Source organism: Acidovorax sp. BL-A-41-H1 (assembly GCF_051942715.1).
In genome coordinates, this window is sequence record NZ_JBPVJQ010000006.1 from 867,146 (window position 1) to 893,045 (window position 25,900).

General features: G+C 65.0%; 31 protein-coding genes and 1 other annotated feature. Of the genes, 11 read left to right on the forward strand and 20 right to left on the reverse strand.

What is annotated here, in order from left to right:
* Window positions 1-33: 33 nt before the first annotated feature.
* The 3 genes from ACTPOI_RS17190 to ACTPOI_RS17200 form a co-directional block, all read right to left on the reverse strand.
* The gene (locus ACTPOI_RS17190) at window positions 34-351 is read right to left on the reverse strand and encodes a DUF2322 family protein (RefSeq protein WP_440110969.1); all 318 of its coding nucleotides are present in this window, start codon (window positions 349-351) and stop codon (window positions 34-36) included.
* A gap of 112 nt (window positions 352-463) precedes the next feature.
* Window positions 464-790 (reverse strand): hypothetical protein, encoded by a 327-nt coding sequence (locus tag ACTPOI_RS17195; RefSeq protein ID WP_069103212.1) that lies wholly within the window; start codon window positions 788-790, stop codon window positions 464-466.
* Between the two features lie 25 nt (window positions 791-815).
* Window positions 816-1,346 (reverse strand): YqhA family protein, encoded by a 531-nt coding sequence (locus ACTPOI_RS17200; protein ID WP_440110971.1) that lies wholly within the window; start codon window positions 1,344-1,346, stop codon window positions 816-818.
* Between the two features lie 302 nt (window positions 1,347-1,648).
* Between ACTPOI_RS17200 and ACTPOI_RS17205 the strand changes: the two genes are divergently transcribed.
* Window positions 1,649-2,650: a M14 family metallopeptidase gene (locus tag ACTPOI_RS17205; RefSeq protein ID WP_440110973.1), complete on the forward strand. Its 1,002-nt coding sequence runs from the start codon at window positions 1,649-1,651 to the stop codon at window positions 2,648-2,650.
* 57 nt (window positions 2,651-2,707) lie between these two features.
* On the opposite strand, the gene ACTPOI_RS17210 is transcribed toward ACTPOI_RS17205, so the two are convergent.
* From ACTPOI_RS17210 to ACTPOI_RS17235, 6 genes are all read right to left on the reverse strand, one after another.
* Entirely contained in the window at window positions 2,708-3,055 is a 348-nt protein-coding gene (locus ACTPOI_RS17210) for a HepT-like ribonuclease domain-containing protein (protein WP_440110975.1), read from the reverse strand.
* Entirely contained in the window at window positions 3,052-3,342 is a 291-nt protein-coding gene (locus ACTPOI_RS17215) for a nucleotidyltransferase family protein (protein WP_440110977.1), read from the reverse strand. Before ACTPOI_RS17215 ends, ACTPOI_RS17210 begins: the two co-directional genes overlap by 4 nt.
* Before the next feature lie 120 nt (window positions 3,343-3,462).
* Window positions 3,463-3,795 (reverse strand): hypothetical protein, encoded by a 333-nt coding sequence (locus tag ACTPOI_RS17220; protein WP_440110979.1) that lies wholly within the window; start codon window positions 3,793-3,795, stop codon window positions 3,463-3,465.
* The gene (locus ACTPOI_RS17225) at window positions 3,785-4,093 is read right to left on the reverse strand and encodes a nucleotidyltransferase family protein (RefSeq protein ID WP_440110981.1); all 309 of its coding nucleotides are present in this window, start codon (window positions 4,091-4,093) and stop codon (window positions 3,785-3,787) included. The genes ACTPOI_RS17220 and ACTPOI_RS17225 overlap by 11 nt, the downstream gene beginning before the upstream one ends.
* A 102-nt stretch (window positions 4,094-4,195) precedes the next feature.
* Entirely contained in the window at window positions 4,196-4,735 is a 540-nt protein-coding gene (locus tag ACTPOI_RS17230) for a DUF924 family protein (protein WP_440110983.1), read from the reverse strand.
* A gap of 113 nt (window positions 4,736-4,848) precedes the next feature.
* Complete coding sequence (locus tag ACTPOI_RS17235; protein WP_440110985.1) at window positions 4,849-5,313, reverse strand: hypothetical protein; 465 nt, start codon at window positions 5,311-5,313, stop codon at window positions 4,849-4,851.
* Between the two features lie 70 nt (window positions 5,314-5,383).
* Between ACTPOI_RS17235 and ACTPOI_RS17240 the strand changes: the two genes are divergently transcribed.
* Window positions 5,384-6,609 (forward strand): IS3 family transposase gene (locus ACTPOI_RS17240; RefSeq protein ID WP_440110987.1). Its coding sequence is split into 2 segments (ribosomal slippage): window positions 5,384-5,672 and window positions 5,672-6,609, totalling 1,227 coding nucleotides; the frame shifts between segments, so codons are not numbered across the junction.
* Window positions 5,662-5,778, forward strand: a sequence feature (AL1L pseudoknot). Its footprint overlaps the gene before it by 117 nt.
* A gap of 72 nt (window positions 6,610-6,681) precedes the next feature.
* On the opposite strand, the gene ACTPOI_RS17245 is transcribed toward ACTPOI_RS17240, so the two are convergent.
* The 3 genes from ACTPOI_RS17245 to ACTPOI_RS17255 form a co-directional block, all read right to left on the reverse strand.
* Window positions 6,682-6,897 (reverse strand): hypothetical protein, encoded by a 216-nt coding sequence (locus tag ACTPOI_RS17245; RefSeq protein WP_440110989.1) that lies wholly within the window; start codon window positions 6,895-6,897, stop codon window positions 6,682-6,684.
* Window positions 6,898-7,000: 103 nt separating this feature from the next.
* A complete protein-coding gene (locus tag ACTPOI_RS17250; protein WP_440110991.1) occupies window positions 7,001-8,071 on the reverse strand; it encodes a DUF1266 domain-containing protein in 1,071 nt (356 codons plus the stop codon).
* Window positions 8,072-8,203: 132 nt separating this feature from the next.
* Window positions 8,204-10,027 carry a glutamine--tRNA ligase/YqeY domain fusion protein gene (locus ACTPOI_RS17255; protein WP_440110993.1) on the reverse strand — a complete coding sequence of 608 codons (1,824 nt, stop codon included), beginning with the start codon at window positions 10,025-10,027 and terminating at the stop codon, window positions 8,204-8,206.
* A 172-nt stretch (window positions 10,028-10,199) separates the two neighbouring features.
* Here ACTPOI_RS17255 and ACTPOI_RS17260 point away from each other — a divergent pair, with 172 nt between their 5' ends.
* The 5 genes from ACTPOI_RS17260 to ACTPOI_RS17280 all read left to right on the forward strand — a co-directional run bounded on the left by ACTPOI_RS17260 (window position 10,200) and on the right by ACTPOI_RS17280 (window position 13,477).
* Window positions 10,200-10,553 carry a hypothetical protein gene (locus ACTPOI_RS17260; RefSeq protein WP_440110995.1) on the forward strand — a complete coding sequence of 118 codons (354 nt, stop codon included), beginning with the start codon at window positions 10,200-10,202 and terminating at the stop codon, window positions 10,551-10,553.
* Window positions 10,554-10,758: 205 nt separating this feature from the next.
* Complete coding sequence (aroQ, locus tag ACTPOI_RS17265) at window positions 10,759-11,229, forward strand: type II 3-dehydroquinate dehydratase (RefSeq protein ID WP_440112658.1); 471 nt, start codon at window positions 10,759-10,761, stop codon at window positions 11,227-11,229.
* Window positions 11,230-11,269: 40 nt separating this feature from the next.
* Window positions 11,270-11,689, forward strand: a complete 420-nt coding sequence (arfB, locus tag ACTPOI_RS17270) for an alternative ribosome rescue aminoacyl-tRNA hydrolase ArfB (RefSeq protein WP_440110997.1) — start codon at window positions 11,270-11,272, stop codon at window positions 11,687-11,689.
* 201 nt (window positions 11,690-11,890) lie between these two features.
* Complete coding sequence (locus ACTPOI_RS17275; RefSeq protein ID WP_440110999.1) at window positions 11,891-12,757, forward strand: DODA-type extradiol aromatic ring-opening family dioxygenase; 867 nt, start codon at window positions 11,891-11,893, stop codon at window positions 12,755-12,757.
* A gap of 48 nt (window positions 12,758-12,805) precedes the next feature.
* Window positions 12,806-13,477, forward strand: a complete 672-nt coding sequence (locus tag ACTPOI_RS17280; protein ID WP_440111001.1) for an alpha/beta hydrolase — start codon at window positions 12,806-12,808, stop codon at window positions 13,475-13,477.
* Between the two features lie 156 nt (window positions 13,478-13,633).
* Here ACTPOI_RS17280 and ACTPOI_RS17285 read toward each other — a convergent pair whose 3' ends face one another.
* A complete protein-coding gene (locus tag ACTPOI_RS17285) occupies window positions 13,634-14,101 on the reverse strand; it encodes an Lrp/AsnC family transcriptional regulator (protein WP_440111003.1) in 468 nt (155 codons plus the stop codon).
* 101 nt (window positions 14,102-14,202) lie between these two features.
* Here ACTPOI_RS17285 and mdeB point away from each other — a divergent pair, with 101 nt between their 5' ends.
* Window positions 14,203-16,869 (forward strand): alpha-ketoglutarate dehydrogenase, encoded by a 2,667-nt coding sequence (mdeB, locus tag ACTPOI_RS17290; RefSeq protein ID WP_440111005.1) that lies wholly within the window; start codon window positions 14,203-14,205, stop codon window positions 16,867-16,869.
* A gap of 45 nt (window positions 16,870-16,914) precedes the next feature.
* On the opposite strand, the gene ACTPOI_RS17295 is transcribed toward mdeB, so the two are convergent.
* On the reverse strand, window positions 16,915-17,547 hold the full coding sequence (locus tag ACTPOI_RS17295; protein WP_440111007.1) for a TetR/AcrR family transcriptional regulator: 633 nt from the start codon (window positions 17,545-17,547) through the stop codon (window positions 16,915-16,917).
* 128 nt (window positions 17,548-17,675) lie between these two features.
* On the opposite strand from ACTPOI_RS17295, the gene ACTPOI_RS17300 reads away from it, so the two are divergent.
* Window positions 17,676-18,143, forward strand: a complete 468-nt coding sequence (locus tag ACTPOI_RS17300; protein ID WP_440111008.1) for a nuclear transport factor 2 family protein — start codon at window positions 17,676-17,678, stop codon at window positions 18,141-18,143.
* Window positions 18,144-18,206: 63 nt separating this feature from the next.
* Here the strand turns inward: ACTPOI_RS17300 and ACTPOI_RS17305 are convergent, their stop codons facing one another.
* The 6 genes from ACTPOI_RS17305 to ACTPOI_RS17330 form a co-directional block, all read right to left on the reverse strand.
* Entirely contained in the window at window positions 18,207-19,034 is an 828-nt protein-coding gene (locus ACTPOI_RS17305; protein WP_440111010.1) for a zinc-dependent peptidase, read from the reverse strand.
* A gap of 38 nt (window positions 19,035-19,072) precedes the next feature.
* The gene (locus ACTPOI_RS17310; RefSeq protein ID WP_440111012.1) at window positions 19,073-19,864 is read right to left on the reverse strand and encodes a UDP-2,3-diacylglucosamine diphosphatase; all 792 of its coding nucleotides are present in this window, start codon (window positions 19,862-19,864) and stop codon (window positions 19,073-19,075) included.
* A gap of 39 nt (window positions 19,865-19,903) precedes the next feature.
* Window positions 19,904-20,410, reverse strand: a complete 507-nt coding sequence (locus ACTPOI_RS17315) for a peptidylprolyl isomerase (protein WP_440111014.1) — start codon at window positions 20,408-20,410, stop codon at window positions 19,904-19,906.
* A gap of 31 nt (window positions 20,411-20,441) precedes the next feature.
* Window positions 20,442-21,026, reverse strand: a complete 585-nt coding sequence (locus ACTPOI_RS17320; protein ID WP_440111016.1) for a peptidylprolyl isomerase — start codon at window positions 21,024-21,026, stop codon at window positions 20,442-20,444.
* Window positions 21,023-22,312: a L,D-transpeptidase family protein gene (locus ACTPOI_RS17325; protein WP_440111018.1), complete on the reverse strand. Its 1,290-nt coding sequence runs from the start codon at window positions 22,310-22,312 to the stop codon at window positions 21,023-21,025. The genes ACTPOI_RS17320 and ACTPOI_RS17325 overlap by 4 nt, the downstream gene beginning before the upstream one ends.
* 81 nt (window positions 22,313-22,393) lie before the next feature.
* On the reverse strand, window positions 22,394-23,524 hold the full coding sequence (locus ACTPOI_RS17330; RefSeq protein WP_440111020.1) for a L,D-transpeptidase Cds6 family protein: 1,131 nt from the start codon (window positions 23,522-23,524) through the stop codon (window positions 22,394-22,396).
* 210 nt (window positions 23,525-23,734) lie between these two features.
* Here ACTPOI_RS17330 and cysS point away from each other — a divergent pair, with 210 nt between their 5' ends.
* Together cysS and ACTPOI_RS17340 are read left to right on the forward strand one after the other, a co-directional pair.
* Window positions 23,735-25,114, forward strand: a complete 1,380-nt coding sequence (cysS, locus tag ACTPOI_RS17335; protein ID WP_440111022.1) for a cysteine--tRNA ligase — start codon at window positions 23,735-23,737, stop codon at window positions 25,112-25,114.
* 48 nt (window positions 25,115-25,162) lie between these two features.
* Window positions 25,163-25,828, forward strand: coding sequence for a DNA-3-methyladenine glycosylase family protein (locus ACTPOI_RS17340; RefSeq protein WP_440111024.1), 666 nt, complete (start codon window positions 25,163-25,165; stop codon window positions 25,826-25,828).
* Window positions 25,829-25,900: the final 72 nt, after the last annotated feature.

A 25,900-nucleotide genomic window follows, 5' to 3' on the forward strand; every position in this document is an offset into this window, starting at 1 on the left:
CGCTTGTTTTAGACGTGTGGCCCCGCCAGCGCGTCAGGCCGCCACGGCCCGCACCGCAAAGCTCACGCTGCCGTGCGCCCAGCCGAGCAGCCGGTCGATGTTGGGGTGCTTGCCCGGGTGGGCCTGCGCATCGGCCACATGCTCGGCATACCACTCCAGCCCCAGGGTGGCGGCCTGTGGCGTGATGCGCCCGCCGTACAGCGCGGCCAGTGCGGCATACACCACCATCGAGCCCGTCTGGCCGGGCTTGTTCTCGATGGTGGCCAGCAGCTGGCCATCGGCGCCCAGCAGGTGCAGGGCGGCAAGGTGGCTGGCGGATGGGAGCTGCTGGAGTCGGTCTGAAAACTGCATGGGAAGCGATTTTTGAATGAAAACAGGCTGTAGCCCAAGATTTATTTGCACTCAATGCTACTGAAATAATAGCGTTTGGCTTTGCGTGTACTTCAGGGTGTGCGCTACGCCCTCAAGCCTGCCACACCCCGAATCCGGCCGAGCGCAGGTCGATACCGATCTCGATCTCGCGGTCTACCGCGTCTTCGTAGCGCATGGGGTTGAAGCCCTCGTAAAGGTCGGGCAGCAGCCGCAGGCCGTACTGCGTAACGTACCGGTTGGCCTGGATGCCCGCCTTGTGCTTGTCAAACCGCACATCAGGGTCCAGCCCGGTCATGCCCACGTACACGCAGGGTTTGCCGTCGATGTAGCCCGGGTTGCACTTGCGAAAGCGCGGCTCCAGCAGCACGTCTTTCGACAGCTCGACGACATAGACGTGGTGGTGTGGGCGGCGGGCCATGCGGTGGGGTGGGGTGCCGTGGGGCTCAGTGCCCCTCGTGCGGCTTCTCGCGCGTCAGGCGCTCGGCAAACGATATGCCGATGGCCGACAGCACGAACGTGAAGTGGATGATGGCGATGTACGTCACCACTGTCACGCTCTCCATCGACAAATCACCGCTCAGGTACGTCTTGAGCGCGTGCACGCCCGAGATCGAAATGATGGCAAACGCCAGCTTGAGCTTGAGGTTATAGGTGTTCACATGGTCCAGCCAGTCGGGCTTTTTCATGTCGCTCTTGTCAAAGTGCCCGGTGGTCACAAACAGCGACACCCCCGCCAGCGCCACCACCCACACCAGCTGGGCCACCATGGTCATGTCCACCAGTTCCAGCACCTTGATGATCAGCTCGATCTTCTCCAGGTCGCCCAGCAGCAGCGTCTGCATGAGCTTGAAGGTTTCCATCAGGAACTTGCCCAGGATGCCAAAGATGATGGCCACCAGCCCCACGTAGAAAAACAGCATGGTGAACCGCATGCGGTACAGCAGCGAGCCCATGCCCGAAAGAATCTTGTCCATGACATCCCTTGTTGTGTATTGAAGGCCGCGCTGCACAAGCAGACCCGTGCGCGCAGCCGGGCCGGATCATAGGCGGGCGGCGCAAAGGCCCGGCAGGGCAGGGCAATGGGCCAGTGGGTGGTGCGGGCGGCCGTGTGCCGTGCGCGGCTGTCGTTGCCCCGGTGGCTGGCGCTTTGGCGCGTCAGGCGATCCGCGCATTACGGCCCCTGCCACCCACGCCACCAGGCCCTGCACAATCCGTGCCTTGGCGCCTACGCCCTATGCACCTTGTCCGGCACTTTCTGATCCAGCCACCGCACACCATGACCTCTACGGCCCCCGCCCCCGTCACTGCGCCCGCATCGGCCTTTCCCCCCGCTTCGTACCCCATCGGCACCCCCGGCCAGCCCTGGGGCCAGGCCGAGCTGGCCCAGTGGCGCGCCCGCCAGGTGCGCCAGCGCAGCTATGCGCACGACGTGCTGGCCGTGGTCGATGCGCTGCGCGATCGCTTTGACGTGCGCAGCTACGGCGAAGTGGCCTATGGCGAAGACCGCTACGCCCTGCAATGCATCCGCCCGCGCCAGTGGGCCGCAGGCCGCCCCACCATCCTCATTACCGGCGGCGTGCACGGCTACGAAACCAGCGGCGTGCTGGGCGCGCTGCGCTTTGTGCAAGAGCACGGCCAGCGCTATGCCGACCGCGTGAACTGGCTGGTGGCCCCCTGCGTCAGCCCCTGGGGCTGGGAGCGCATCCAGCGCTGGAACCACGACGCCATCGACCCCAACCGCAGCTTCCGCCCCGGCACCAACGTGCAAGAGGCCGCCGCGCTGCTGGCGCTGATCGCACCCCTGCAAGGCCAGTTTGCCGCCCACATCGACCTGCACGAAACCACCGACACCGACGAATCTGAATACCGCCCCGCCGTGGCCGCGCGCGACGGCAAGGCGTTTGAGCCCGGCAGCATTCCGGACGGCTTCTATCTGGTGGACGACACCGACAACCCCCAGCCCGCCTTCCAGCACGCCGTGCTGCAGGCCGTGGCCCAGGTCACCCACATTGCCCCGCCCGACGCCAACAACGAAATCATTGGCAGCCCGATGACCGAGCCCGGCGTCATCCGCTACCAGCTGGCCGCCTGGGGCCTGTGCGCCAGCGCGACCGGCGCGCGCTACACCACCACCACCGAGGTGTACCCCGACAGCCCCCGCGCCACGCCCGAGCAGTGCATTGCCGCGCAGGTGGCGGCGGTGTGTGCGGCGGTGGATTTTGTGTGCGGGGCAAATCGCCCGTCGGGTTCGATGCCAATGGGGACCAGCATCGCTTGAAAGGATGAGCCTGGGCAGCACTTGCGCAGCCGGGCTGGTCATCTCCGGCAAGCTTGCTCAGGTGGGCGGCAGTGCGTCGAGCTGTGATTTCAGCATTGGCAACGCCGTTTGAACGGTGTCCCAGACTACTTCCAGGTTGATGTCAAAGTAGCCATGGGCAATGCGGTTACGCATGCCTCGCATGCTGCGCCACGGTATCTGGCTGTGTTCAGCCGCAAAGGCAGCTTGCTGATCCATCACCTTGGTGGCGGCTTCGCCCAGAACAATCAGGCTCATCACCACTGCCTGCTGGGTGCGCTTGTCCTGCATGAAGTCGGCCTGCGCCATGCCATCCACAAAAGACTGCGCGTCGGCAATGGCTTGCCGCATGTGATCCAGGTAATCTGGCAGCCTGCTTGCGTTCATAGCGGTTTGGCTTCGCGCGCTACAGCGTCACGGAACTTGGCGGGCAAGTCATTCAGTGTGAGCACATCTACCGACACGCCCAGCAACTCCTGCAGTTCGTCTTGCAGGCCACCCAGATCCAGCAGCGTAGTGCCGGGCAAGGTCTCCACCAGCAAGTCCAGATCGCTACCTTCCTGATCGTCACCCCGCGAAGCGGAGCCAAACACCCTCGGGTTGGCCACCCGATAACGCGCAGCTGCCTGAAAAACAGCATCGCGGTGTTGGCTGAGGGCGAGTGAGGGGCGCATGCCTTTGAGTTTAGCGGTGCTGCATGTTTCTCTGTCAAACCTGACCCTGCCAACCGTCCCGTCGACGGGCAGTCTTTGCAGTACGACAGACGACAAAAAAACGGCTGGCTAGTGGTGTCGTCAGCCCGCCAGCAGGTCGCCGCCCAACGCCCCCAGCAGCCGCGCACTCACCTCGGCCGCATCCAGCGCGGCAAACGCCATGTTGTGCTGATCCGTCAGCGGCCCGTGGCCCGGCTCCATGCGGCCGGCAGCGTCGTAGCCCATGGCCTTGAACTTCCACACCCCGCCCACCTGCTTGAGCGAGCCCACATGCGCGCCATCGGCCGTGTGCACCGACACCACTCCGGCGTTGACGGGCAGCAGCTGCAAGGGGCCAGCCAGCGGGCCGGGTGCTACGTGGGCGAAGGTGGGAGTGAACAGCGACGACCCGGCCTGGGGTGTGTCACGCTGCATAAACGGCCTCGCGGTGGCGGTTGATGCTGTCCAGGACATAGGGGTTACGGACCGCGCCCGGCTCCACCAGGTCCACGCCCCGACCAAGCAGGGCTTCCAAGTCGGCTTTGGCACCAAAAATCGCATGGAGCCCAGGCTCAACCCCCGGCGCAAACTCCACCAAAAAATCGGCGTCGCTGCGGACCGGGTCAAAGTCACTCGCGCTCGCAGCCGACCCAAATACCTCTAGCCGCCGAATGCCGTAGCGCTGGCAAATGGCGGCAATACCTGGGCGGTGTTGGGCAATGGCGGGATGCATGGGCGCAGTTTAATCGAGCACTCGAAACACGGCTATTTCGGCCTGTGGCTTTATTTGTATGGACGGGCAGCTATGAAGTTTGTAGCTGCTTGGACGTGCCGCTCAGAACGACGACCCAGGCTCGCTCAAAAACGCCAGCTCCTCGGGCGTGGATGCGCGGCCCAGCACGGCGTTGCGGTGCGGGTAGCGGCCAAAGCGGTCGATGATGGCCTTGTGCCGGTGCTCGAAGTCGAGGTTGTTTTCCATGCCCGGCTGCGCAAACAGCGTGAGCGCCTGCTCGTGGATTACGGCAGATTCGCTGTGCATGTACGGCATGTAGGCAAACACGCGCTGCGCCGTGGGCAGGCTGCGGTCCTGCCCGCTGGCCACCAGTTCTTGCGCCAGGGCCAGGGCCAGCGCGTCTTGCGCAAAGGCGCCGGGCGTGTCGCGCCACACATTGCGCGAGAACTGGTCCAGCACCAGGATTTCTGCCAGCCGGCCTTCTGGAGTGGAGCGCCAAGCGAACAGTTCGCAGCGGGTAGCGGCCTCCAGCGTGGGGCCGAAACGGGCGCGGATGAATTCGTCCAGGGCTGCGTCTTTGGCGAAGTGCTGCTGAGGGGTTAGCTCGGTGAACCAGAAGTGGAGGACGTTTTGAGGCTGCATCGCACAAGGATATCCGCCGCCTAATGCTGAGTTTGCCGATGGGCTCCAAACGTGCTGCGCGTGCTCGCCGCCCGACGAGGTTGCCGCAAGACGCGATCCCGTTTCGCCGCGGTTCAGCCCAAGGCCAGATCCTGCGGCCACAGAAAGTAAGGGCCAAAACGGGACTTGGCGACAAACTCCACACCCGCCTGCTCGCCCTTCGCCGTGAGCGCGTGTTTGTCCCCTTGCTGCGACAGATAGCCCAGTTCGGTGGCCCGGTCCAGCAGTTGTGCCGTTTTGAGCCCGAACTTCTGAGCCAGCTTGGACGACGGAATCTTGTCGCCGGCGGCTGTTTCGCTGTCGGGGCCAGAGGCTTCCGTAAGAGGCGTTGCCGCAGGTTCGGGCTCGCTGCTGGCCACACGCTCCAGAGAAATGCGCACCTCATCGCTGATACGGATGATGCGCTGCGCCTCTTCATAAGCATCTTTGTAGAGCTGCCCGTCGTCGCTGCGCTGAATAAGGATGCCCATCTCGTTGTTGTTCACCTGGCTGAATTCGTACAGATTCAGGCTGGTGATGATGCACATCTCTTCGTTCATGTAGCACTTGGCATGCAGGTTGAATCGCCCCGGGTTTCGAGGAGGCTCAACACTCTGAGAGGATTGAGCCATGAAGAAGACGAACAAGTTCTCGCCTGAGGTGCGTGAGCGCGCAGTGAGGATGGTGCAGGAGCAGCGCGGGGAGTACCCTTCACTGTGGGCCGCCATCGAGTCCATCGCCGCCAAGATTGGCTGCGTGCCACAGACACTGAACGAATGGGTCAAACGCGCCGAAGTTGATGCAGGTACGCGAGAAGGTGTCACCACGGCCGAAGCCCAACGGGTCAAGGAGCTGGAACGCGAGGTCAAAGAATTGCGCCGGGCCAACGAGATATTGAAGCTGGCCAGCGCGTTTTTCGCCCAGGCGGAGCTCGACCGCCGGTTGAAGTGATGTACCGGTTCGTGGACGAACACCGCGAAGTCCACGGGGTCGAGCCGATGTGCAGGCTGCTGCAGATCGCCCCGTCGGCCTATCGCAGGCATGCAGCCCGGTTGCGCGACACCGGCCTGCTCAGCCACAGGGCCCGGCGCGATGCGGTGTTGATGCCGACCATCGAGCGGGTGTGGAACGCCAACTTGCAGGTCTACGGCGCCGACAAGGTGTGGATGCAGCTGAACCGCGAGGGCGAGGTCGTTGCTCGGTGCACGGTCGAGCGCCTGATGAAGCGAATGGGGCTGCAGGGTGTCAGACGCGGTAAGGTGATTCGCACGACCATCAGTGACCGTAAGGCACTGTGCCCGCTGGACAAGGTGAATCGGCAGTTCCATGCACAGCGGCCGAACCAGCTGTGGGTCTCGGACTTCACCTATGTCTCTACCTGGCAGGGCTGGCTCTATGTGGCATTCGTCGTTGACGTCTTCGCCAGGCGCATCGTGGGCTGGCGCGTGAGCACATCGATGACCACGGACTTCGTTCTCGATGCTCTGGAGCAAGCGCTGTACGAGCGGCAACCCGAGCGCGACAGCAGCCTCATTCACCACTCGGATCGCGGCTCGCAGTACGTTTCGATTCGGTACTCGGAACGCTTGGCAGAGGCAGGGGTCGAGCCGTCTGTGGGCAGCAAAGGCGACAGCTACGACAACGCCCTGGCCGAGACGATCAACGGCCTGTACAAGGCCCAGGTGATCCACCGACGGACTTGGAAGACCCGCGAGGCAGTCGAGCTCGCCACGCTGACGTGGGTCTCGTGGTTCAACAACCATCGTCTGATGGGGCCGCTGGGCTACATCCCGCCTGCTGAAGCTGAGGCAAACTACTACCGCCAACTCGTCGAGCAATCAGCTGCAGTGGCATGAGCACTTAAACCAAACAGCCTCCGCGAAACCCGGGGCGGTTCAGGTTCTTGCAGAAGCTGGTGCGAATGTAGGTCAGGCCGCCAGCCATTCAATCTCTTGCGGCTGCAACTCGCTTTTGCCATAGACGATGCGGACGTCGATTTTCAGGCGGTTTTTATCGGCCAGCAGTTCCTTCATCCGGTCGTTGAGCTTGAGGAAGGGGCTGATCAGAATCAGGCGATCTGAAGCACTCTTGATTAATTCTTCAAGGTGGTAGTTGGTGCCTGTTGTCGAAAGAAATTTAGCCATTGATGTATATCCCCATGAAACAGAGCGCTGTGGCTTGCTGACTACATCTGCCTCAAGTCGTCAACAAAGACAAAAGGCAAGATCCCACCCGATACTGTTGTTCTCAGTTCAGGAGTCCGTGCGAACCGTGATGCTCGTCGTCACGTTCCTCTGCCAGTCCGTCCAAGACGTATCTCGGCAATAAGCCGCTGTCAATGCTTCGCCATTTCACCTTCCGTATCGGTAGCGAGCTGTTTTCGAACGTGTCCAAGACGGTCTTGCGCGCCTGTCCCATGGCGTAGTTGTTGCTCCAAAATGCGTGGCCGACCCGAAGGTTGCGGTGATAGGCGGGCAAGCTGTCAAATAGAGCATGGGTCCAACTGCTCACGGTCAGAATGTTTTCCCAGGCAACCTCTTCCGGAATCAGTCCTGCCATGAACGCGTTGCGTGATAGTGGAATCACGCGCCACCAGTCCCAAGCCCAAATCAGCTGTGTAGGACTGTGGGCATTGGTGGGCGACGACACCAGCGCTTCAATATCGTTTGCGGCAAGGCCGGTGAGTGCCGATAGCCGCTGGAACATCGACTGTCGATGACCACTGAGCGACTCGTGCAGGAATTGTCGAGTGTGCAGGCCTTCCATCAGCGATCTGACCGTTTGGTCGTAGCCCTCGCGCGTGAGCACCCCCCAGTCTTCATCAAGCGCAGTCTTGGCTTCATCGACGCTGCACAAGGAGAAGGATTTGAAGGTCGCCAATGATCGGTTCATGCGAACCTCGCAGGGCCAGTTTTCCAGCGTTTCGCTCCAATTGCCTACTGCGTTGACGCCGTCAAGCTGCAATGCTTCTCTATGGGTTTCTGGGTAACGGCCAGATATCCCCGAGATTTGGTAGTAGGTTAGCTGCTCCTTGACTCGGCGGGTGGCGCCTTTGTAGAGCATGAGCGCAGTAATTGCCAGGCACAGGATGCCCACCAGTGCCAGCGCGCCCACGATCATCCACCCTGCAGGAAACGGCCCTTTGGCTTCCGAAACGATGCCTGTGCCAATCACTGCGGGACCCAAAGTGAGCAAGCTCAGGCTGAACGTGCCATGCGCCAAGGCCCGTTCGCCGCCGGTGAGCCTCAAGGAGGCTTGGGGTGGGCTCCAGTCGTTGGAAACGGGTGACTCCGTTTCTCCGGGATGGTTTTGCAGCATGGCTTAGAGTTGCGTATCAAGATGGTGTTTGGGTCGCGCCTAACTCGATGCGGGTTGCGATCCTGGTGATAACTTGTCGGGTGAATGGCCGTCGCGGAGAAGCTACTGTTAAGTCTGACCGCGGCATAACAATCACTTCCCCCAAGAATCCTTCAATCCCACAGCCAAGTTAAACACCGGCTTCTCCGCCTTGTGGTCAATACGATCCGCCACAAAGTACCCGTGCCGCTCAAATTGAAACTTGTCATCCGGCTGCGCATTGGCCAATGACGGCTCCACGATGGCAGTCACCACCTTCAGGCTGTTCGGGTTCAGGCTTTCAATGAAGTCCTTGCCGCCCGCGTCGGGGTGGGCGTCCAGGAACAGGCGGTCGTACATGCGCACTTCGGCGTTCACGCCGTCGGCCACGCCCACCCAGGTGATGGCGGCTTTGACCTTGACGGTGTCAGCACCTGGGGTGCCGCTCTTGGTGTCGGGCACCACGGTGGCCAGCACTTCGGTGATGTTGCCGTTCGCATCCTTGGAGCTGCCGGTGCACTCAATCACGTAGCCGCCCTTCAGGCGCACCTTGTTGCCGGGGAAGAGGCGCTTGTAGCCCTTGGGCGGCACTTCTTCAAAGTCTTCGCGTTCGATCCAGACTTCCTTGCCGATGGTGAAGTGGCGCACGGGGCTTTCCACGCCCTCGGGGGGGTGGGGCAGGGCGGGCAGGGTGCAGGGCTCCAGGTGGCCTGCGCCCATTACGTCGTCCCAGTTGGTCAGCACCAGCTTGACGGGGTTGAGCACGGCCATGCCGCGGTGTGCCTTCAGCTCCAGGTCTTCACGCAGGCAGCCTTCCAAGGTGCTGTAGTCGATCCAGCTGTCGGACTTGGTCACGCCGATGCGGTCGGCAAAGGTCTGGATGGCGGCGGGGGTGTAGCCGCGGCGGCGCAGGCCCACGATGGTGGGCATGCGGGGGTCGTCCCAGCCGCTGACTTTATGGTCGTACACCAACTGGGCCAGCTTGCGCTTGCTGGTGATCACATATGTGAGGTTCAGGCGTGCAAATTCGTACTGGCGGGGGGCTGGGGCGGCCAGCAGGCCACCTTCCGTCAGGCGATCCAGCAGCCAGTCGTAAAACGGGCGCTGGTCTTCAAACTCCAGCGTGCACAGGCTGTGGGTGATCTGCTCCAACGCGTCCTCGATGGGGTGCGCGTAGGTGTACATGGGGTAGATGCACCAGGTGTCGCCCGTGTTGTGGTGCGTGGCGCGGCGTATGCGGTAGATAGCCGGGTCGCGCATATTGATGTTGGGGCTGGCCATGTCGATCTTGGCGCGCAGCACCATGCTGCCGTCTTCATGCTTGCCGTCGCGCATCTCGCGGAATTTGGCCAGGTTCTCGGCCGGGGTGCGGCTGCGGAACGGGCTGTTCACACCGGGCTTGCTGAAGTCGCCGCGGTTGATGCGGATCTGCTCGACCGTCTGCTCGTCCACATAGGCATGCCCGGCTTCAATCAGGTATTCGGCCGCGCGGTACATGAAGTCGAAGTAGTCGCTGGCCTGGTAGGGGGCGGCATCCTTGCTGCCGTTCCAGTCAAAGCCCAGCCATTTCACCGCGTCGATGATGCTGTTGACGTATTCGGTGTCTTCTTTTTCGGGGTTGGTGTCGTCAAAGCGCAGGTGGCACACGCCGCCGTAGTCGCGCGCCAGGCCGAAGTTGATGCAGATGCTTTTGGCGTGGCCCACGTGTAGGTAGCCGTTGGGCTCGGGCGGGAAGCGGGTGCGGATCTTGGCCGGGTCGGGCTGGCCTGCAGCGTGGTGGGCGGCGTCGCCCGGGGTGCCGGCCCAACGGCGGCTGGCGTAGGTGCCTTTTTCCAGGTCGGCTTCAATGATTTGTCGCAGGAAGTTGCTGGTCTTGGTGGCTTCCGGGGCGGCTGCGGCGGCGTTGTCGGCGGTGTTGGCGGGGGTTTGGGTGCTCATCGGGCCATTTTAGGGGGGCGTTCTGCCGTGGCTGGGTGCCGTGGGACGGGTGTGTACGTTCAGTCACAACGTAAAGCGCAACCTGTGCCATCCTTTTTGCTACCTCGTGCGTTATGCATCAGTGAGGAGAGTCCGTCTGGCTGGCTGCCCTCGCTCAAACAGGAGATATCTCATGACGAAAACCCGTTCTATCTATGCCGTGGCCGCTTCGGCTGGCGCGGCGCTGGCTCTGCTGGCCGGTGCGGGCGCAGCCCAGGCCCGTGACGTCAACTGGTCCGTAGGCATTGGCGTGCCCGGCGTGGTGGTGGGGGCCAGCAATGGCGGCTACTACGCTCCGGCCCCGGTGTATGTGGCCCCACGGCCCATCTACTACGCGCCGCCGCCACCCGTGTACTACGCGCCACCCCGCCCGGTGTACTACGCACCGCCCGCTGCTTATTACGCACCACCGGCACCGGTGTACTACGGTGGCTATGGTCACGGGCACCGCCACCACGGTCGCGGTCACGGTCACTGGGACCGCTGATCCGCATGGGTGTGCCCCTGCCGGTACGCCCACCGCCTGAATTCATTGCGCGCAAGTCGCTCACAGGCAGCGTTGCACAGGCTGCCTTTTACAGCGGCCCTTCGGGGCCGCTTTTCTTTGGGCGGTGCCCACCGTGCGTGGTGGCAGGGCTGGCCGATAATTCCGCGCATCCCGCCGCCGTGGCGGGCACCCTGCCGTGGAGCGTTTGCCTGTGAAAACCGTTTTTGTCCTGAATGGCCCCAACCTGAACCTGCTGGGCACGCGCGAGCCAGCGGTGTACGGCGCGCAAACCCTGGCCGATGTGGAAACGCTGTGCGCCCAGGCGTGCGCCCGCCACGGCTTTGCGCTGCGGTTTCACCAGAGCAACCACGAAGGCGCGCTGGTGGACTGGATTCACGAGGCGGGCCGCCTGCACGCGGCGGGCCAGCTGGCCGGTGCCGTGATCAATGCGGGGGCTTACACCCACACCAGCATTGCGCTGCACGATGCCGTCAAGGGCACGGGCATCACGCTGATCGAGCTGCACATCAGCAACGTACACGCGCGCGAGGCGTTCCGCCACCACTCGTACATGGCCGCAGCCGCCCGGGCAGTGATGTGCGGCTTTGGTGTGGCGGGCTACGGCCTGGCCATTGACGGGCTGGCGCAGATGCAGCCGCCTGCAGCGTCCGCTTGACCAGGCTGACTGGCGCCCTGCGACTGCCGGGGCGGCTGCCATGACCTTCACCCCGCCGCCACTGGAGATCCGCGAGGACGAGGTCGAGATCACGGCCATGCGGGCGCAGGGGGCGGGCGGGCAGAACGTCAACAAGGTATCAAGCGCCGTCCACCTGCGGTTTGACGTGGCGGCATCGTCGCTGCCCGAAGATGTGAAAGAGCGCCTGCTGGCCCTGCGCGATAGCCGCATCACGCAAGAGGGCGTGGTCGTCATCAAGGCGCAGCAGTACCGCAGCCAGGATCAAAACCGCGCCGATGCGCTGGCGCGGCTGACGGCACTGGTCAACACCGTGGCCGTGCCGCCCCGCGTGCGCCGCGCCACCAAGCCCACGTATGGATCCAAACAGCGGCGGCTGGAGGGCAAGACCCAGCGGTCGGAGACCAAGGCCCTGCGGAGCAGGGTGCGCGACGGCGGGTAGGCCGGCTGCGCGCAGGCGGGCGACGGGTGCGGGCGGGGGCAGGCGAATGTGCCCAGTGCCCAGTGCCCAGTGCCTGAGCCGGGGGCAGCCCGTGCATAGCGCTTGATTGACATCACGGGTGGAACGATCTGTTGGTGGCGCAGGGCTTGGTGCGGGGCGGCGCTCGGTCTACAGTCCAACCAAGAACGGAAAGCCCACACCATGACAGCCGCCCTGCAGAGCCTCCCCATTGCCGCAACAGCCGCCCAGCCCCTTGCTTCACCGCCGCCCGGCGCGGCGCTGCCTGCCCTGTTTGTCTCCCACGGCGCACCGCTGTTTGCGCTGGATGCCGGCACCACCGGCCCCGCGCTCACGCAGTGGGGCGCGGCCTTGCGCCAGCAGTTTCCGCAGTTGCGCGGCATCGTCGTGATGTCACCGCACTGGATGGCGCGTTCGCCGCTGGTGATGACCGGCCCGCAGCCCGCCACCTGGCACGACTTTGGCGGGTTTCCGCCCGCGCTGTACCAGCTGCAGTACCCGGCACCGGGCTCGCCTGCACTGGCGCAAGAGGTGCTGGCGCTGCTCAATGCCGCCGGGCTGGCCGCACAGGGCGATGCAGCCCGGCCGTTTGACCACGGCGCCTGGGTGCCGCTGATGCACCTGGTTCCGCAGGCCGACGTGCCCGTAGTGCAGGTGGCGCTGCCCGCCCAGGCCGGCCCCGCCGAGGTGTATGCCTTGGGCGCCGCATTGCGCAGCCTGCGCAGCCAGGGCGTGCTGGTGGTGGGCTCGGGCAGCATGACGCACAACCTGGCCGAGTTCTTTGGCGGCGCGCGCGAGCCTGCGCCCTATGTGCTGGAGTTCAGTCGCTGGATCGAATCCGCCCTGGCGCGGGGCGACCTGCAGGCGCTGCTGAACTACCGCACAGAGGCCCCGCACGCCCAGCGCGCGCACCCGACCGAAGACCACTTCTTGCCCATCTTCTTTGCGCTGGGCGCGGCCGGTGACGACCTGCACGCAAATTACTTGAGCCGCGAGGTGATGTACAGCATGCTGTCGATGGACGCGTTTGCTCTGCAGGCGGCGCATTGACGGTCTGCCAGCCATTTATCCATTTAAAACAGCCCCTGGCGCTTATCCATGCTTGACCTTCCGCTCACATTTTTGCAGCGCCCCGCTGCGCCCCACTACCCGCGCCCCTGGCTGCTGGTGCTGATGCACGGCGTGGGCAGCAACGAACAGGACCTGTTTGGCCTGGCGCCGCACCTGCCCGAGCACTTTCACGTGGTCAGCCTGCGCGCGCCGTTCCGCATGGGGCCGGGCTCGCACGCGTGGTTTGACTTCTCGATTGAGCCCAACGGCGAGCGCTCCATCAACGAGGCGCAAGAAGCCCAGAGCCGCGCGCTGGTGGCGCAAACGGTGCAGGCCGCGTCAGACCAGCTGGGCATTCCGCCCGAACGGGTGGTGGTGGGCGGCTTCAGCCAGGGCGGCATCATGGCGCTGTCGCTGCTGCTGACGCAGCCCGCACTGCTGCACGCCGCCATGGTGTGGCACAGCCGCCTGCTGCCGCAGGTGGTGCCGCTGACCGCCCCCGCCGATGCGCTGCGCGGCAAGCAGCTGTGGCTGAGCCACGGCACGCACGACAACGTGATCCCGCTGGCGCACGCGCAGGCCATCGTGCACCACATGGCGCCGCTGCCCGTGGCGGTGACGTACCGCGAATTCCCGGGTGCGCACGAAATCCGGCCTGCGGAGCTGTCGGCCACGGTGAGCTGGCTGCAGGCGTTGTCGACCACGCCGCCTGCGTTTTGATGCGGTTTTGACGGGCGTGTTGGCAGACCCTCGCTGAACCTGTCGAAGCCGTGCGCTGCGTTTCAGCTTGAGCAGCGACGGCGATGGGCACAGCGCGGTGCTGGCCCCCCCCCCGGCCGATGCCGCGCGCCCACGCACCCCGCGGTAGCGCGCCCGTCAGCCCCCAGGCAGGGGCAGCGCCGTCTTGTAGCGCACCTGCTTAAGCGCAAAGCTGGAGCGGATTTTCTCCACACCCGGTATAGGTGAAAGCTGCTCCAAGATGAAACGCTCCAGCGCCCCGATGTCGGCCACCGCCACGCGGATCAGGTAGTCGCTGTCGCCGCTCATCAGGTAGCACTCCATCACCTCGTCGTGCTCGGCAATGCGGCGTTCAAAGTCGGCCAGGGCTTCCTTGCTCTGCGTCTTGAGGCTGATGCTGATGAACACGTTGAGCCCCAGGCCCAGCGCCGCCGCACTGGCCAGCGCCACGTAGCGGCTGATGACGCCCGCCGCCTCCAGCGCCTTCACCCGCGCGAGGCACGGCGACGGCGACAGGTGCACCCGCCGCGCGAGTTCCACGTTGGAGAGGGAGCCATCGGCCTGCAGCTCGGCCAGAATGCGCAAATCGAGTGTGCCGAGCTTCATGTGCTGCATTTTATTTGAATGGCAGCATTAAATGCTGCAAAACGCCTGGCAGCGCCCCAAAACAGCAACTCATTTGGGTGGCGGCTGGCTACAGTGACTGCATGAACGCCCCCACGCCCCACACCCTGCTGCAGCCCCCGGCACTGGCCGATACCGACCCGCTGGAAACCGCCGAGTGGCGCGACGCCTTCACCGCGCTGGTCGCCACCGAAGGCCCTGAACGCGCCCGGCTCATCCTGCAAGAGATGGTGCAACTGGCGCGCGCCCATCGCATTGGCTGGCAGCCCGACCTGAACACGCCCTATGTGAACACGGTGGCGGTGCAAGACCAGCCGGTGTTCCCCGGCGACCTTGCGGTGGAAGAGCGCGTGGCCTCCATCGTGCGCTGGAATGCGCTGGCCATGGTGGTGCGGGCCAACCAGGCGTACGGCGAACTGGGCGGGCACATTGCCAGCTATGCCAGCGCGGCCGACCTGTTTGAAAGCGGCTTCAACCACTTCTTCCGTGCCCGCGAAGGCCTGGGCGAGGGGCAGCACCGGGGCGACCTGGTGTTCTTTCAGCCGCACAGCGCGCCGGGCGTGTATGCGCGCGCGTTTATGGAAGGGCGCTTGTCCGAGCAGGATCTGATGCACTACAGGCAGGAGCTGACCGCACCCGCCGCCGGTGCGCAGGGCCTGTGCAGCTACCCGCACCCGTGGTTGATGCCGGATTTCTGGCAGTTCCCCACCGGATCGATGGGCATCGGCCCCATCAGCAGCATTTACCACGCGCGGTTCATGCGCTACCTCACGCACCGCAACCTGCTCAACTGCGCGGGCCGCAAGGTATGGGGCGTGTTTGGGGATGGCGAGATGGACGAGCCCGAAAGCATGAGCGCGCTGACCCTGGCCGCGCGCGAGGGCCTCGACAACCTGGTGTGGGTGGTCAACTGCAACCTGCAGCGGCTGGATGGGCCGGTGCGCGGCAACGGCCGCATCATCGACGAGCTGGAGCGCCTGTTTGCCGGTGCGGGCTGGAACGTGGTCAAGCTGGTGTGGGGCAGCGACTGGGACGGCCTGTTTGCCCGCGACCTGACCGGCGCGCTGGTGCGCACGCTGCAAGGCACCGTGGATGGCCAGATGCAGACCTTTGCGGCCAAGGACGGACGCTTCAACCGCGACAACTTCTTTGGCCAAAGCCCCGAGCTGGCCGCGCTGGCGCAGGGCATGACGGACGAGCAGATCGACCGCTTGAAGCGCGGCGGGCACGATCTGGTGAAGATCCACGCCGCCTACGCCGCAGCCGCTGCGCACAAAGGTCAGCCCACGGTGATCCTGGCCCACACCAAAAAGGGCTACGGCATGGGAACGGCCGGGCAGGGCAAGATGACCACGCACAGCCAGAAGAAGCTGGACGAGACGGACCTCATCGAGTTTCGCAACCGCTTCAACCTGCCGCTCACCGACGAGCAGGCCACCAGCCTGGCTTTCTTCAAACCCGCCGAAGACAGTGCAGAGATGAGTTACCTGCGCCGCCACCGCCACCAACTGGGCGGCTACCTGCCCCGGCGCGAGACGACGTGCGACGCGTTGCCCGTGCCGCCCCTTGCCAGCTACGCCCAGTTCGCACTGCAGGCCGATGGCAAGGAGATGAGCACCACCATGGCGTTTGTGCGCATGCTGGGCACGCTGCTGAAAGACGCCACGCTGGGCCCGCGCATCGTGCCCATCGTGGCCGACGAGGCGCGCACCTTCGGCATGGCCAACCTGTTCAAGCAGGTCGGCATCTACAGCAGCGTGGGCCAGCGCTACGCGCCTGAAGACATCGGCTCGGTGCTGAGCTACCGCGAGGCGCTGGACGGGCAAATTCTGGAAGAGGGCATCAGCGAAGCCGGTGCGATTGCGAGCTGGACGGCCGCCGCCACCAGCTACAGCGTGCACGGCCTGGCCATGCTGCCGTTCTACATCTACTACTCGATGTTCGGCTTCCAGCGCGTGGGCGACGCCATCTGGGCCGCCGCCGACCAGCGCGCTCGTGGTTTCTTGCTGGGCGCCACCTCGGGCCGCACCACGCTGGGCGGCGAGGGCTTGCAGCACCAGGACGGCACCAGCCACCTGGTGGCAGCCACCATCCCCAATTGCAAGGCGTATGACCCGGCCTATGCGGGCGAGATGGCCGTGATCGTCGACGCGGGCATGCGCGAGATGGTGACCGAGCAGCGCGACGTTTTCTACTACGTGACGCTGATGAATGAAAACTACGCCCAGCCCGACCTGCCCGAGGGCGCAGCCGAAGGCGTATTGCGTGGTTGCTATGTTTTTAATAGCTATCAGGCATTGAATAACCAAGGCCTCAGCCCTGTTTCATCCAAAAACGTCGCTTTGATGGGTTCTGGGGCCATCCTGACCGAGGTGGTCAAGGCTGCGCAGCTGCTCGCAGCCGAAGGCATCAATGTGACGGTGCTCAGCGTGACCAGCTGGAGCGAGCTGGCCCGCGACGGCGTAGCGTGCGAGCAGCGCGCGCTGGCGTCCGAAGAAGAGGTTGAGCCAGGTACCCCCTGGCTTGCAGCACAACTGGCCGCCACAAGCGGACCGGTTGTGGCTGCAACAGACTACGTGCGCGCCGTACCCGAGACGGTGCGCGCCTTCATTCCCGAAGGGCGCAAGTACCTGACGCTGGGCACCGACGGTTTTGGTCGCAGCGATACGCGGGCGGCGTTGCGGCAGTTTTTCGGTGTGGATGCGGCCAGCGTGGCGCATGCTGCGCGCAAGGCTTTGCAGGCGGGCTGAACGCGCCGTGCAGCCAGGCGAACGGTAACGCCGGGGCAAGGTAGCTCAGGCTGCCGGTGCAGGGCGCCTGCGCCGCGATGCCGCGGGCAGCAAGGCCACGGCCTGCGCCAGGCCCGCCAGCGCCTGCGCGGGCGGCGTGCCAAACAAGGCATGCGTGACCGCGCCGTCCATCGCCATGCACAGCATGCGGGCCAGCGCTGCAGGCGGCGGCAAGGTACCCGGGTGGGCTTTCCCCGCTGTGGGTATCAGGGCCTCGATCCGGTGGGCCAAATCGCTTTTGTGCTGGCGGGTGAGGGTGTTCACACCATCCACGCTGCCGCCCAGCTCGGCGCTGGTGTTCAGGAACGCGCAGCCCCTGAAGCCTTCATCCTCCAGCCACTCGGCCAGCGCGGGCACCAGGGCGGCCGGCGTGTTGCCGTGGCGCTGCAGCGCGGCATCAAACCAGGCCATCCAGCGCGTGTGCCGGTCGACCAGGAAGGCCAGCACCAGGTCGTTCTTGCTCGGGAAGTGCCGGTAGAACGTGACCTTGGTGACGCCCGCCTCGGCAATCACGCGGTCGATGCCGGTGGCGCGCACGCCGTCGCGATAGAACAGGGCGCAGGCCGTCCACAGGATGCGCTCGCGCGCGGGCTGGTCAGGGGCGGCGGCGGGGGGCGCGATAGAGGATGTGACCGACATGGCGGGATGATAGACAGGTCTGTCTACATTGGGTAGAGTGCGGTGCAGATGTAGACAGGTCTGTCCACATCGCGCGGCATTTTTGCGATGCGTCGCGTCCGTCTTCGTCTGCCCTGAAAGCCCTTGCCATGGAATCTCGCCCACCCGTCCCTCCCTTTACCGCCGACACTGCTGCGCAGAAGGTGCGCATGGCCGAAGACGCGTGGAACTCCCGCGACCCCGGCCGCGTGGTGCAGGTCTACACCGAGGACACGCGCTGGCGCAACCGCGCGGAGTTTCCGGTGGGGCGCGAGCAGGTGCGCGCCTTTTTGCAGCGCAAGTGGGAGCGTGAGCTTGACTACCGGCTTATCAAGGAGCTGTGGGCCTTTGGCGGCCCGCGCATCGGCGTGCGCTTTGCGTACGAATGGCATGACGCGGCGGGGCAGTGGTGGCGCTCGTACGGCAACGAGAATTGGGAGTTCAACGCGCAGGGGCTGATGGAGCGGCGCTATGCCAGCATCAACGACCTGCAGATCAGCGCCCAGGACCGGTTGTTCCACTGGCCCCTGGGACGCAGGCCGGACGACCATGCTTCGCTGAGCGCGCTGGGGTTGTAGGCCGCATCAGCGCCACGCGTGGACGGGGCTTGCTGTGCGAAGCGCGGCAAAGGCGGGCCGTGGCTACGCGCTTTCTTCGCGCCGGAAGAACGCATCCAGCACCGGCATCAGCGCTGGAAACTCCTGCGCAAAACGGGCCCGGTTCACAAAGTACGCCTCGCACGCCACGGCAAAAAATTCGGACTGCGCCGTGGCGCCGTAGGCATCTAGCCAGGGGCGCTCGGCGCCAAAGCGCTCGGCCATGATCACGCGCTCGCGAAAGTCCTGGTAGGCCGGCTCCCAGGTGTTCCACCAGGCTTCGTACGCTGCGCGGCCGGTGCGTGCGCCCATGAAGCCCGCGGGCAGGGGCGGGCAGCCGTTGGCGTCGCCGCTTTTCATGTCGAGTTTGTGCACAAATTCGTGCACCACCACGTTGTGGCCGCGCGCGGTGTTCTCGGTGGCGTTGGCCACGTGTTCCCAGCTGAGCATCACCGGGCCACGCTCCATGGCCTCGCCCAGCAGCACCTGCGTGTGCTCGTGCACCACGCCCGCTTCGTCGGTGATTTGCCGGCGCGCCACGGCCTCGGCCGGGTGCACCACGATGGTCACGAAATCGTCGTACCAGCCCAGCGCCTTGCTGGCTTCGCCCAGGTGCAGCAGCGGCAGGCAGGCCTGCGCCGCGATGTCGATGGCCATGGCATCCGTCACCTGCAGGCCGTGTGCGCCGTGGAATTGCTTGTGGTCCAGAAACAGTGCGCTCAGTGCGCGCAGCTTGGCTTGCTCGGGCAGCGACAGGGCCGCCAGAAACGGATAGCGCCGCAGCGTCTGCAGCCACAGGTCTGCCGAGATGTCGGGCACGGGGGCGACGGTGGCGCGTACGCGGCGCCAGAGGCGGTTGAGGATGGGCGGCATGGCAGTGATCGGGCGGGGACGCGATCACGGCCCCTCAGTCAGGATGGCTGGTAGGTAGGGGTCAATTCAATGCGTTCCAGCCCCGCGGCGGATAAACGCAGTGTTTCCAGGCGGGGGGGCAATGCGGCGGCGTCCCAGTCGCTCAGCACCACGCGCTGCAGGCCGGGCGCCAGCGTGTGCGTGGCGGGCTTGTGCGTGTGGCCGTGGATGAGGGTGCGTGCATTTGCGGCGTGCAGCCACGCGGCAGCAGCAGTCTGGTCCACATCGGCATAGCTCGCGCCCGACTGCTTGCGCGCCTCGCTCTCCTGTCGGATGCCGCGCGCCTGCGCGCGGCGTGTAGCGAGGGGCTGGGACAGGAACTGCTGCTGCCAAGCGCTGCTGCGGGCCTGCACGCGAAAGCGCTGGTAGTCCACGTCATCAATGCACAGCAGGTCGCCATGGCTCAGCAGGTAGCGCTGGCCGGCAAACGAGAGCACGGTCGGGTCAGCCAGCAGCGTGATGCCGCAGTGCTGCGCAAATCCCGGGCCCGCCAGAAAGTCGCGGTTGCCGTGCATGAAGTACACCGGCATGCGCTTGGAAGCGGCTGCGAGAGCGGCACAGCCTTGGGCTTCAAAGCTGCCGGCCTCTGCAATGGCGTCGTCGCCCACCCACACCTCGAAGAGGTCGCCCAGGATGAAGAGTGCATCGGCGCGGGTATGCGCCAGATAGTGCGTAAATGCATCCACCGTGGCGGGCTCGCTGGCCTGCAGGTGGAGGTCTGAAATGAAATCGACCGTGCGCCAGTGCGAAGGAGCGGCAAGCTCCTCGAACCGGGGCACGGTCGTGGTCACGGACTTTGAAGTCAGATCAGCGCCGGATTCCAGTCAAGCTCAGAGCGCGACGGCCTTCTCGATGACCACGTCATCCTTGGGCACGTCGTCATGGAAGCCCTTGCGGCCCGTCTTCACGGCCTTGATCTTGTCGACCACGTCGGTGCCCGACACGACCTTGCCGAACACGGCATAGCCCCAGCCCTGGGCCGAGGGAGCGGTGTGGTTCAGGAAGCCGTTGTCGGCCACGTTGATGAAGAACTGCGCGGTGGCCGAGTGCGGGTCGCTCGTGCGGGCCATGGCCACGGTGTAGTTGGCGTTCTTCAGGCCGTTGTTGGCTTCGTTCTCGATAGGCGCGTCGGACGACTTTTGCGTCATGCCGGGCTCGAAGCCGCCGCCTTGCACCATGAAGCCGGGGATCACGCGGTGAAAGATGGTGTTGTTGTAGTGGCCCTTGTTCACGTAGGCCAGGAAGTTCTCGACCGACTTGGGCGCCTTGGCGGCGTCGAGTTCGAGGGTGATGACACCGTAGCCGGTGATGTGGAGTTCGACTTGTGGATTGCTCATGGGATGCTTCTTCCTTCAGATAAATGGGGGATCACTTCACCAGCGTGGCGGAGTTGATGGTGACGGGGGTGTTGGGCACGTTCTGGTGCGGGCCCTTGTTGCCGGTGGCCACGGCCTTGATCTTGTCGACCACGGCGGTGCCTTCCACGACCTTGCCGAACACGGCATAGCCGTGGCCGTCAGGGCTGGGGGCATTGAGCATGGCGTTGTCCTTCACGTTGATGAAGAACTGCGAGGTGGCCGAGTTGGGGTTGCCCGTGCGCGCCATCGCGATGGTGTAGGTGTCGTTCTTCAGGCCATTGCTGGCTTCGAGCGGGATGGGCGCCTTGGTGGGCTTTTGCTGCATGTCGGCGGTAAAGCCACCACCCTGGATCATGAAGCCGTCGATCACGCGGTGGAACACCGTGCCGTCGTAGTGCTTGTCGTTCACGTAGGCCAGGAAGTTCTCGACCGTCTTGGGGGCCTTGGCCGCATCGAGCTGCACCACGATGTCGCCCATGGAGGTGGCGAGCTTGACCTTGGGGGCAGCACCCTGTGCATGTGCAGGTGCTATTGAAAACATAGCTGCGGAGGCAATTGCGACAAGCGCAAGGGCCGAATTTCTTCTGGAAATCATCCAATCACTCCTTCGAAAAATATTTGCCACTGCTGGCCGCGGCGGGTCCAGTACTGGCGCTTGACGGGCCCCGTGCGGGCGCCGGCTGCAACCTCACCGAACGTTACCACCATGGTGTCTGCCGAGTCTGTCCAGCGCAGGTAAGACTTGTCCTTGAGATGGAGTTCCCGGCCGCGCAGTGCGCGCGCCTCGGCCTGCAGCACCTGCGTCCACTCATCAAGCGGCTTCTTGCGGTGGCTCTGGAAGTCGGGGGCGTAAAACGACAGCAGGCGCTTCATGTCGCCGTCGGTCTTGGCCTTGCTCCAGGCATCCAGCACGGCTTCGAAGGCCTTGCGGTCGGCCTGCACACTGTGCGGGGCCACCCAGTTCAGCTGGCGCGCGATCACCACAGGCGTGGAGCGCGGCTCCACCGTGCGCAGCAGGCGCTCCAGGTCGGGGTTGGCCAGCACCAGGCAGCCGTCAGTGGCCAGCGGCGCACGCGCGAACTGGTCAGGCGGCGTGCCATGCAGCCAGATGCCGCTGCCGGTCTTGCCGCGGCTCTGGTCCAGCGGGTTGGGGTAGTTGATGGGCAGGGCGCCCGAGCCGTAGAAGTCCTTGAGCGAGGACGGGTCGAGCCGGCTGGTGATGAAGTACACGCCCAGTGGCGTGCGCTGGTCGCCTTCGAGGTTTTTCTCGATGCCCAGCTTGCCCACGGATGCGTAGTAGTCGGCCACCAGGCGCAGGCCGGTGGCGGTGTTTTCAAACAGGTACAGCCGCGAGCGGGTGGCATCCACCGCGATGGCGTGGCGCGAACGCGGCGACAGCTCCAGGAACTGCGCCGGGATGGTGCCAGCCGGTGGTCGGATGCGCTGTGCGTCCACACGCTGGCGTGATTCGTTGCGCAGCTCGTCGAGTGTGGCGGCCGCCTGGATGCTGCGCAGCGTGTCGGGTTCGGGCACATCGCCCATGCGGCGTATGGGCCGCAGCCGCGCCGTGAGCAAGTCGCCCACCACCAGCTGTGCCAGCTGGAAGTTGGGGTAGTCGCGCGCCAGTGCCTCGGCCTTTTGCAGGGCTTCGCGGTTCTGGCCTGCGCCGATCAGTTTGTAGACGGCAAGCAGGCGTTCCTCGGCATCGCCATCGCGCAGGGGGGCAGGTGGCTGGGCCGTGGTGGCTGCAGCGGCCTGTGCAGACCTGCGTTCGGGCTTGTTGTTGCTTTGGGCGTGTGATGCCGTGGCCTGCAGCAGGGCTGCAAGCACCAGTGCGCCAGCCGCGGCCCGGCGACGTCGTGCGGACAGCTCGACAAACATGCTGGCTCTCGGCTGCGGGTCAGCGCAGGGCGGCGGTCAGGGCCCGCACGCAGTGTGCGGTCGCCGGCTCGGATGGCACGCTCAGCCGCCCGTGGATTCGCGAACGATGGTCCAGCGGCCGTTGCTGTTGACCATGTCCAGCGTCTTGCGGCTGGCCACGTTCAGCGAATCAGCCGTGTAGGCTTGGCGAAACCGCGCCGTGGCCTTGTTGCCTTCGACCGAAACCTTCAGGTCGCTGATGTTCACGCTGATTTTCGACTTGCCGACGATACGGGCCTCGCGCTCCTTTTCCCAGGCGGTGCGGGTCTGGTTGCCAGGCGGATCGAACGTCTTGTCGTAGGCCGCGAGGTAGCGCGACATGTCCTTGGCGGACCAGGCAGCAGCCCAGGCCTGCACGGCAGCGGTAACGGCCTTGGCGGCGGCGTCCTCCGCAGCGGGAGCGGCTGCAGCAGGAGCTGCAGGCGCTGCAGGCGCTGGTGCGGGAGCAGGCGCTGGGGCAGGGGCTGCGGCGGGTGCCGAAGCCGGGGCTGGTGCCGGGGCTGGGGTCGGGGAGGGCGTTGGGGCGGGAGCGGGCTGCGGCGCTTTGCTTGCGGCCGGCGCAGCCGCTGGAGCAGGCGCTGCCGCCGGGCGCTGCGCGACCACCACGGGAGCAGGCGCGGCTGCTGCGCGCGCACCCTTGCCAGCGGGTTCGGCCGAGAACAGTTCACGGATCAGCGCCAGCTTGGGCTTGACCGAATTGGCGTTGTTCGCATCGAGCTGCAGCGCCTTGTTGTAGGCCTGGCTGGCCAGTTTGGCGTAGATGTCGCCCAAGTTCTCATGCGCCGTGGCGTAGCTGGGGTTGGTGCGGATCGCCATCTCCAGCGCGGTGCGGGATTTGTCCAGCTGGTTCTGGTTGGCGTACAGCACTGCCAGGTTGTTATAGGGCTCGGGCAGTTCGGGGTAGTCTTCGGTGAGCTTGGTGAACGTGGCGATGGCATCGGCCGGCTTGCCGGAATCTGCCTGGGCCACGCCACGCAGGAAGCGCAGTTGCGGGTCGCGCGGGTTGGCCGCCAGGCGCTGCTCTACTCTGGCCAGCGCATCGGCCGGTTTGCCCGCCTTTAGCAGCTGCGCAATGTCGGCATAGTCGTCGGCATGGACCACGCCTGTGCCCAGCAGTGCGGTCAGGGCCACCAAGCGCAGTAGTTGTGGAAGGGTGCGTCGAACTTGCTTCATGTGCGGATCGGTGGGTTGGGCCGCTACTGGCCGGTCGGGGCTTATACTGCGGCGGATTGTAGCTGAGGGGGTTGTCATGACGGTACGCTGTTGCCGCTGCTGTTGAGGGCTTCGCACCCCTTGCAGGCCTCCCCTGCCGCGGGCTGCCGCCTGCCGCTGCCGGGCCCCTTTTGGGTCCACTCCATCCGGTCTCCCCGTTACTGAAATCCCATGAGTTTGCGCATCTACAACACGCTTTCGCGTGCCTTGGAGGAGTTTTCCCCGCTCGAGCCTGGCCATGTGCGCATGTATGTGTGCGGCATGACCATCTATGACCTGTGCCACATCGGCCATGCCCGCATGATGATGGCGTTCGATGTGGTGCAGCGCTGGCTCAAGGCCAGCGGCATGCGCGTGACCTATGTGCGCAACATTACCGATATTGACGACAAGATCATCAAGCGCGCGTTGGAGCGGGGTATCACCATCCGAGCGCTCACCGACGAGATGATTGCCGCCATGCACGCAGACATCGGTGCCCTGGGCATCGAGCCTCCTGCCGCCGAACCGCGTGCTACCGAATATGTGCCGCAGATGCTGTCGCTCATCAGCCAGCTCGAAGGCAAGGGCCTGGCCTACCGTGCCGCCAGCGGCGACGTGAACTACTCGGTGCGCAAGTTTGCGGGCTACGGCAAGCTGTCGGGCAAGTCGCTGGACGAACTGCGCGCTGGCGAGCGCGTCGCGGTGGAGGGTGCCAAGGAAGACCCGCTCGACTTCGTGCTCTGGAAGGCGGCCAAGGCCGAAGAACCGCCGGAAGCCAAATGGGACAGCGACTTCGGCGCGGGCCGCCCCGGCTGGCACATCGAGTGCTCGGCCATGAGCTGCGCCACGCTGGGTGAAACTTTTGACATCCACGGCGGCGGTGCCGACCTGCAGTTCCCCCACCACGAAAACGAAATTGCCCAGAGCGAAGGCGCCACCGGCAAGCCGCTGGCCAAGTTCTGGATGCACAACGGCTTTGTGCGCGTGGACAACGAGAAGATGTCCAAGAGCCTGGGCAACTTCTTCACCATCCGCGATGTGCTGCAGCAGTACGACGCGGAAACCGTGCGCTTCTTCATTGTGCGTGCGCACTACCGCAGCGCGCTGAACTACAGCGACGCGCACCTGGACGACGCGCGCCAGGCGCTCAAGCGCCTGTACACAGCGCTCAGCCTGGTTGCGCCGGCAGAGCTGGAGCAGATTGACTGGGCCGACCCCTACGCAGCGCGCTTCAAGGCTGCAATGGACGAAGACTTCGGCACGCCCGAGGCCGTGGCCGTACTGTTTGACCTGGCAGGCGAGGTCAACAGGACCCGCACGCCCGCACTGGCGGGCCTGCTGCGCGCACTGGGCGGATGTCTGGGTGTGCTGCAGGGCGACCCGCGCGCATTCCTGCAGGCGGGCGCAGGCGTGGACGAGACCGACATAGAGGCGAAGATCGCGGCCCGTGCAGCTGCCAAGGCCGCCAAAAACTTTGCCGAAGCCGACCGCATCCGCCAGGAACTGCTGGCCCAGGGCATCGTTCTCAAGGACTCTGCCGCCGGCACCACCTGGGAAGCGGCCCAGTGACCGCTTCGTTCAAGGAAATAGTGGCCCCTGCGGCATACGGGGCAAGCGGTGGCGGCTACTAAAAAGACAGCGGCCGACGCCGCTGCGCCCGTGCTGGCCACGCCCGAGTACTGGGCCGAGGCCTGCAAGCACCTGATGAAAAAAGACCGGGTGATGAAACGGCTCATCCCGCAGTTTGGTGACGCCGCCCTGCAGACGCGGGGCGACGCTTTCACCACCCTGGCGCGCAGCATCGTGGGACAGCAGATTTCGGTGAAGGCCGCGCAGACGGTGTGGGAGCGCTTTGCGGCGCTGCCGCGCAGCATGAAGCCCGCCAGCGTGCTCAAGCTCAAGATCGATGACATGCGTGCCGCAGGTCTGTCAGCACGCAAGGTGGACTACCTGGTGGACCTGGCCATGCACTTCGAGGGCGGCAAACTGCATGTGAAGGACTGGGCGGCGATGGGCGACGAGGCCATCATTGCCGAGCTGGTGGCCATCCGCGGCATCGGCCGCTGGACGGCCGAGATGTTCCTCATCTTCTATTTGATGCGGCCCAACGTATTGCCCCTGGATGATGTGGGCCTGATCAACGGCATCAGCCAGAACTACTTCTCGGGCGATCCGGTCAGCCGCAGCGAGGCCCGTGAAGTCGCTGAGGCCTGGAAGCCCTGGTGCAGCGTGGCGACTTGGTATATTTGGCGCTCGCTGGACCCCCTGCCCGTGACCTACTGACGCCTCCCCGACGAGCCTACACAACCCGTTGCGCCTCGGTTAAAGTGCGAGCCGCTTGCAGCAGCCCGCCCA

Bases quoted from the DNA above. Each gene is read 5' to 3' on its own strand.
- ACTPOI_RS17210 (WP_440110975.1), bottom strand. From the start codon at position 3,055: ATGAACGCAAGCAGGCTGCCAGATTACCTGGATCACATGCGGCAAGCC.
- ACTPOI_RS17230 (WP_440110983.1), bottom strand. From the start codon at position 4,735: ATGCAGCCTCAAAACGTCCTCCACTTCTGGTTCACCGAGCTAACCCCT.
- ACTPOI_RS17220 (WP_440110979.1), bottom strand. From the start codon at position 3,795: ATGCAGCGTGACACACCCCAGGCCGGGTCGTCGCTGTTCACTCCCACC.
- ACTPOI_RS17195 (WP_069103212.1), bottom strand. From the start codon at position 790: ATGGCCCGCCGCCCACACCACCACGTCTATGTCGTCGAGCTGTCGAAA.
- arfB (WP_440110997.1), top strand. From the start codon at position 11,270: ATGACCTTCACCCCGCCGCCACTGGAGATCCGCGAGGACGAGGTCGAG.
- ACTPOI_RS17260 (WP_440110995.1), top strand. From the start codon at position 10,200: ATGACGAAAACCCGTTCTATCTATGCCGTGGCCGCTTCGGCTGGCGCG.
- ACTPOI_RS17275 (WP_440110999.1), top strand. From the start codon at position 11,891: ATGACAGCCGCCCTGCAGAGCCTCCCCATTGCCGCAACAGCCGCCCAG.
- ACTPOI_RS17285 (WP_440111003.1), bottom strand. From the start codon at position 14,101: ATGAAGCTCGGCACACTCGATTTGCGCATTCTGGCCGAGCTGCAGGCC.
- cysS (WP_440111022.1), top strand. From the start codon at position 23,735: ATGAGTTTGCGCATCTACAACACGCTTTCGCGTGCCTTGGAGGAGTTT.
- ACTPOI_RS17320 (WP_440111016.1), bottom strand. From the start codon at position 21,026: ATGATTTCCAGAAGAAATTCGGCCCTTGCGCTTGTCGCAATTGCCTCC.
- ACTPOI_RS17200 (WP_440110971.1), bottom strand. From the start codon at position 1,346: ATGGACAAGATTCTTTCGGGCATGGGCTCGCTGCTGTACCGCATGCGG.
- ACTPOI_RS17215 (WP_440110977.1), bottom strand. From the start codon at position 3,342: ATGCGCCCCTCACTCGCCCTCAGCCAACACCGCGATGCTGTTTTTCAG.
- ACTPOI_RS17235 (WP_440110985.1), bottom strand. From the start codon at position 5,313: ATGAACGAAGAGATGTGCATCATCACCAGCCTGAATCTGTACGAATTC.
- ACTPOI_RS17300 (WP_440111008.1), top strand. From the start codon at position 17,676: ATGGAATCTCGCCCACCCGTCCCTCCCTTTACCGCCGACACTGCTGCG.
- ACTPOI_RS17315 (WP_440111014.1), bottom strand. From the start codon at position 20,410: ATGAGCAATCCACAAGTCGAACTCCACATCACCGGCTACGGTGTCATC.
- mdeB (WP_440111005.1), top strand. From the start codon at position 14,203: ATGAACGCCCCCACGCCCCACACCCTGCTGCAGCCCCCGGCACTGGCC.
- ACTPOI_RS17190 (WP_440110969.1), bottom strand. From the start codon at position 351: ATGCAGTTTTCAGACCGACTCCAGCAGCTCCCATCCGCCAGCCACCTT.
- ACTPOI_RS17225 (WP_440110981.1), bottom strand. From the start codon at position 4,093: ATGCATCCCGCCATTGCCCAACACCGCCCAGGTATTGCCGCCATTTGC.
- ACTPOI_RS17280 (WP_440111001.1), top strand. From the start codon at position 12,806: ATGCTTGACCTTCCGCTCACATTTTTGCAGCGCCCCGCTGCGCCCCAC.
- ACTPOI_RS17245 (WP_440110989.1), bottom strand. From the start codon at position 6,897: ATGGCTAAATTTCTTTCGACAACAGGCACCAACTACCACCTTGAAGAA.
- ACTPOI_RS17325 (WP_440111018.1), bottom strand. From the start codon at position 22,312: ATGTTTGTCGAGCTGTCCGCACGACGTCGCCGGGCCGCGGCTGGCGCA.
- ACTPOI_RS17255 (WP_440110993.1), bottom strand. From the start codon at position 10,027: ATGAGCACCCAAACCCCCGCCAACACCGCCGACAACGCCGCCGCAGCC.
- ACTPOI_RS17295 (WP_440111007.1), bottom strand. From the start codon at position 17,547: ATGTCGGTCACATCCTCTATCGCGCCCCCCGCCGCCGCCCCTGACCAG.
- ACTPOI_RS17205 (WP_440110973.1), top strand. From the start codon at position 1,649: ATGACCTCTACGGCCCCCGCCCCCGTCACTGCGCCCGCATCGGCCTTT.
- ACTPOI_RS17250 (WP_440110991.1), bottom strand. From the start codon at position 8,071: ATGCTGCAAAACCATCCCGGAGAAACGGAGTCACCCGTTTCCAACGAC.
- ACTPOI_RS17305 (WP_440111010.1), bottom strand. From the start codon at position 19,034: ATGCCGCCCATCCTCAACCGCCTCTGGCGCCGCGTACGCGCCACCGTC.
- ACTPOI_RS17330 (WP_440111020.1), bottom strand. From the start codon at position 23,524: ATGAAGCAAGTTCGACGCACCCTTCCACAACTACTGCGCTTGGTGGCC.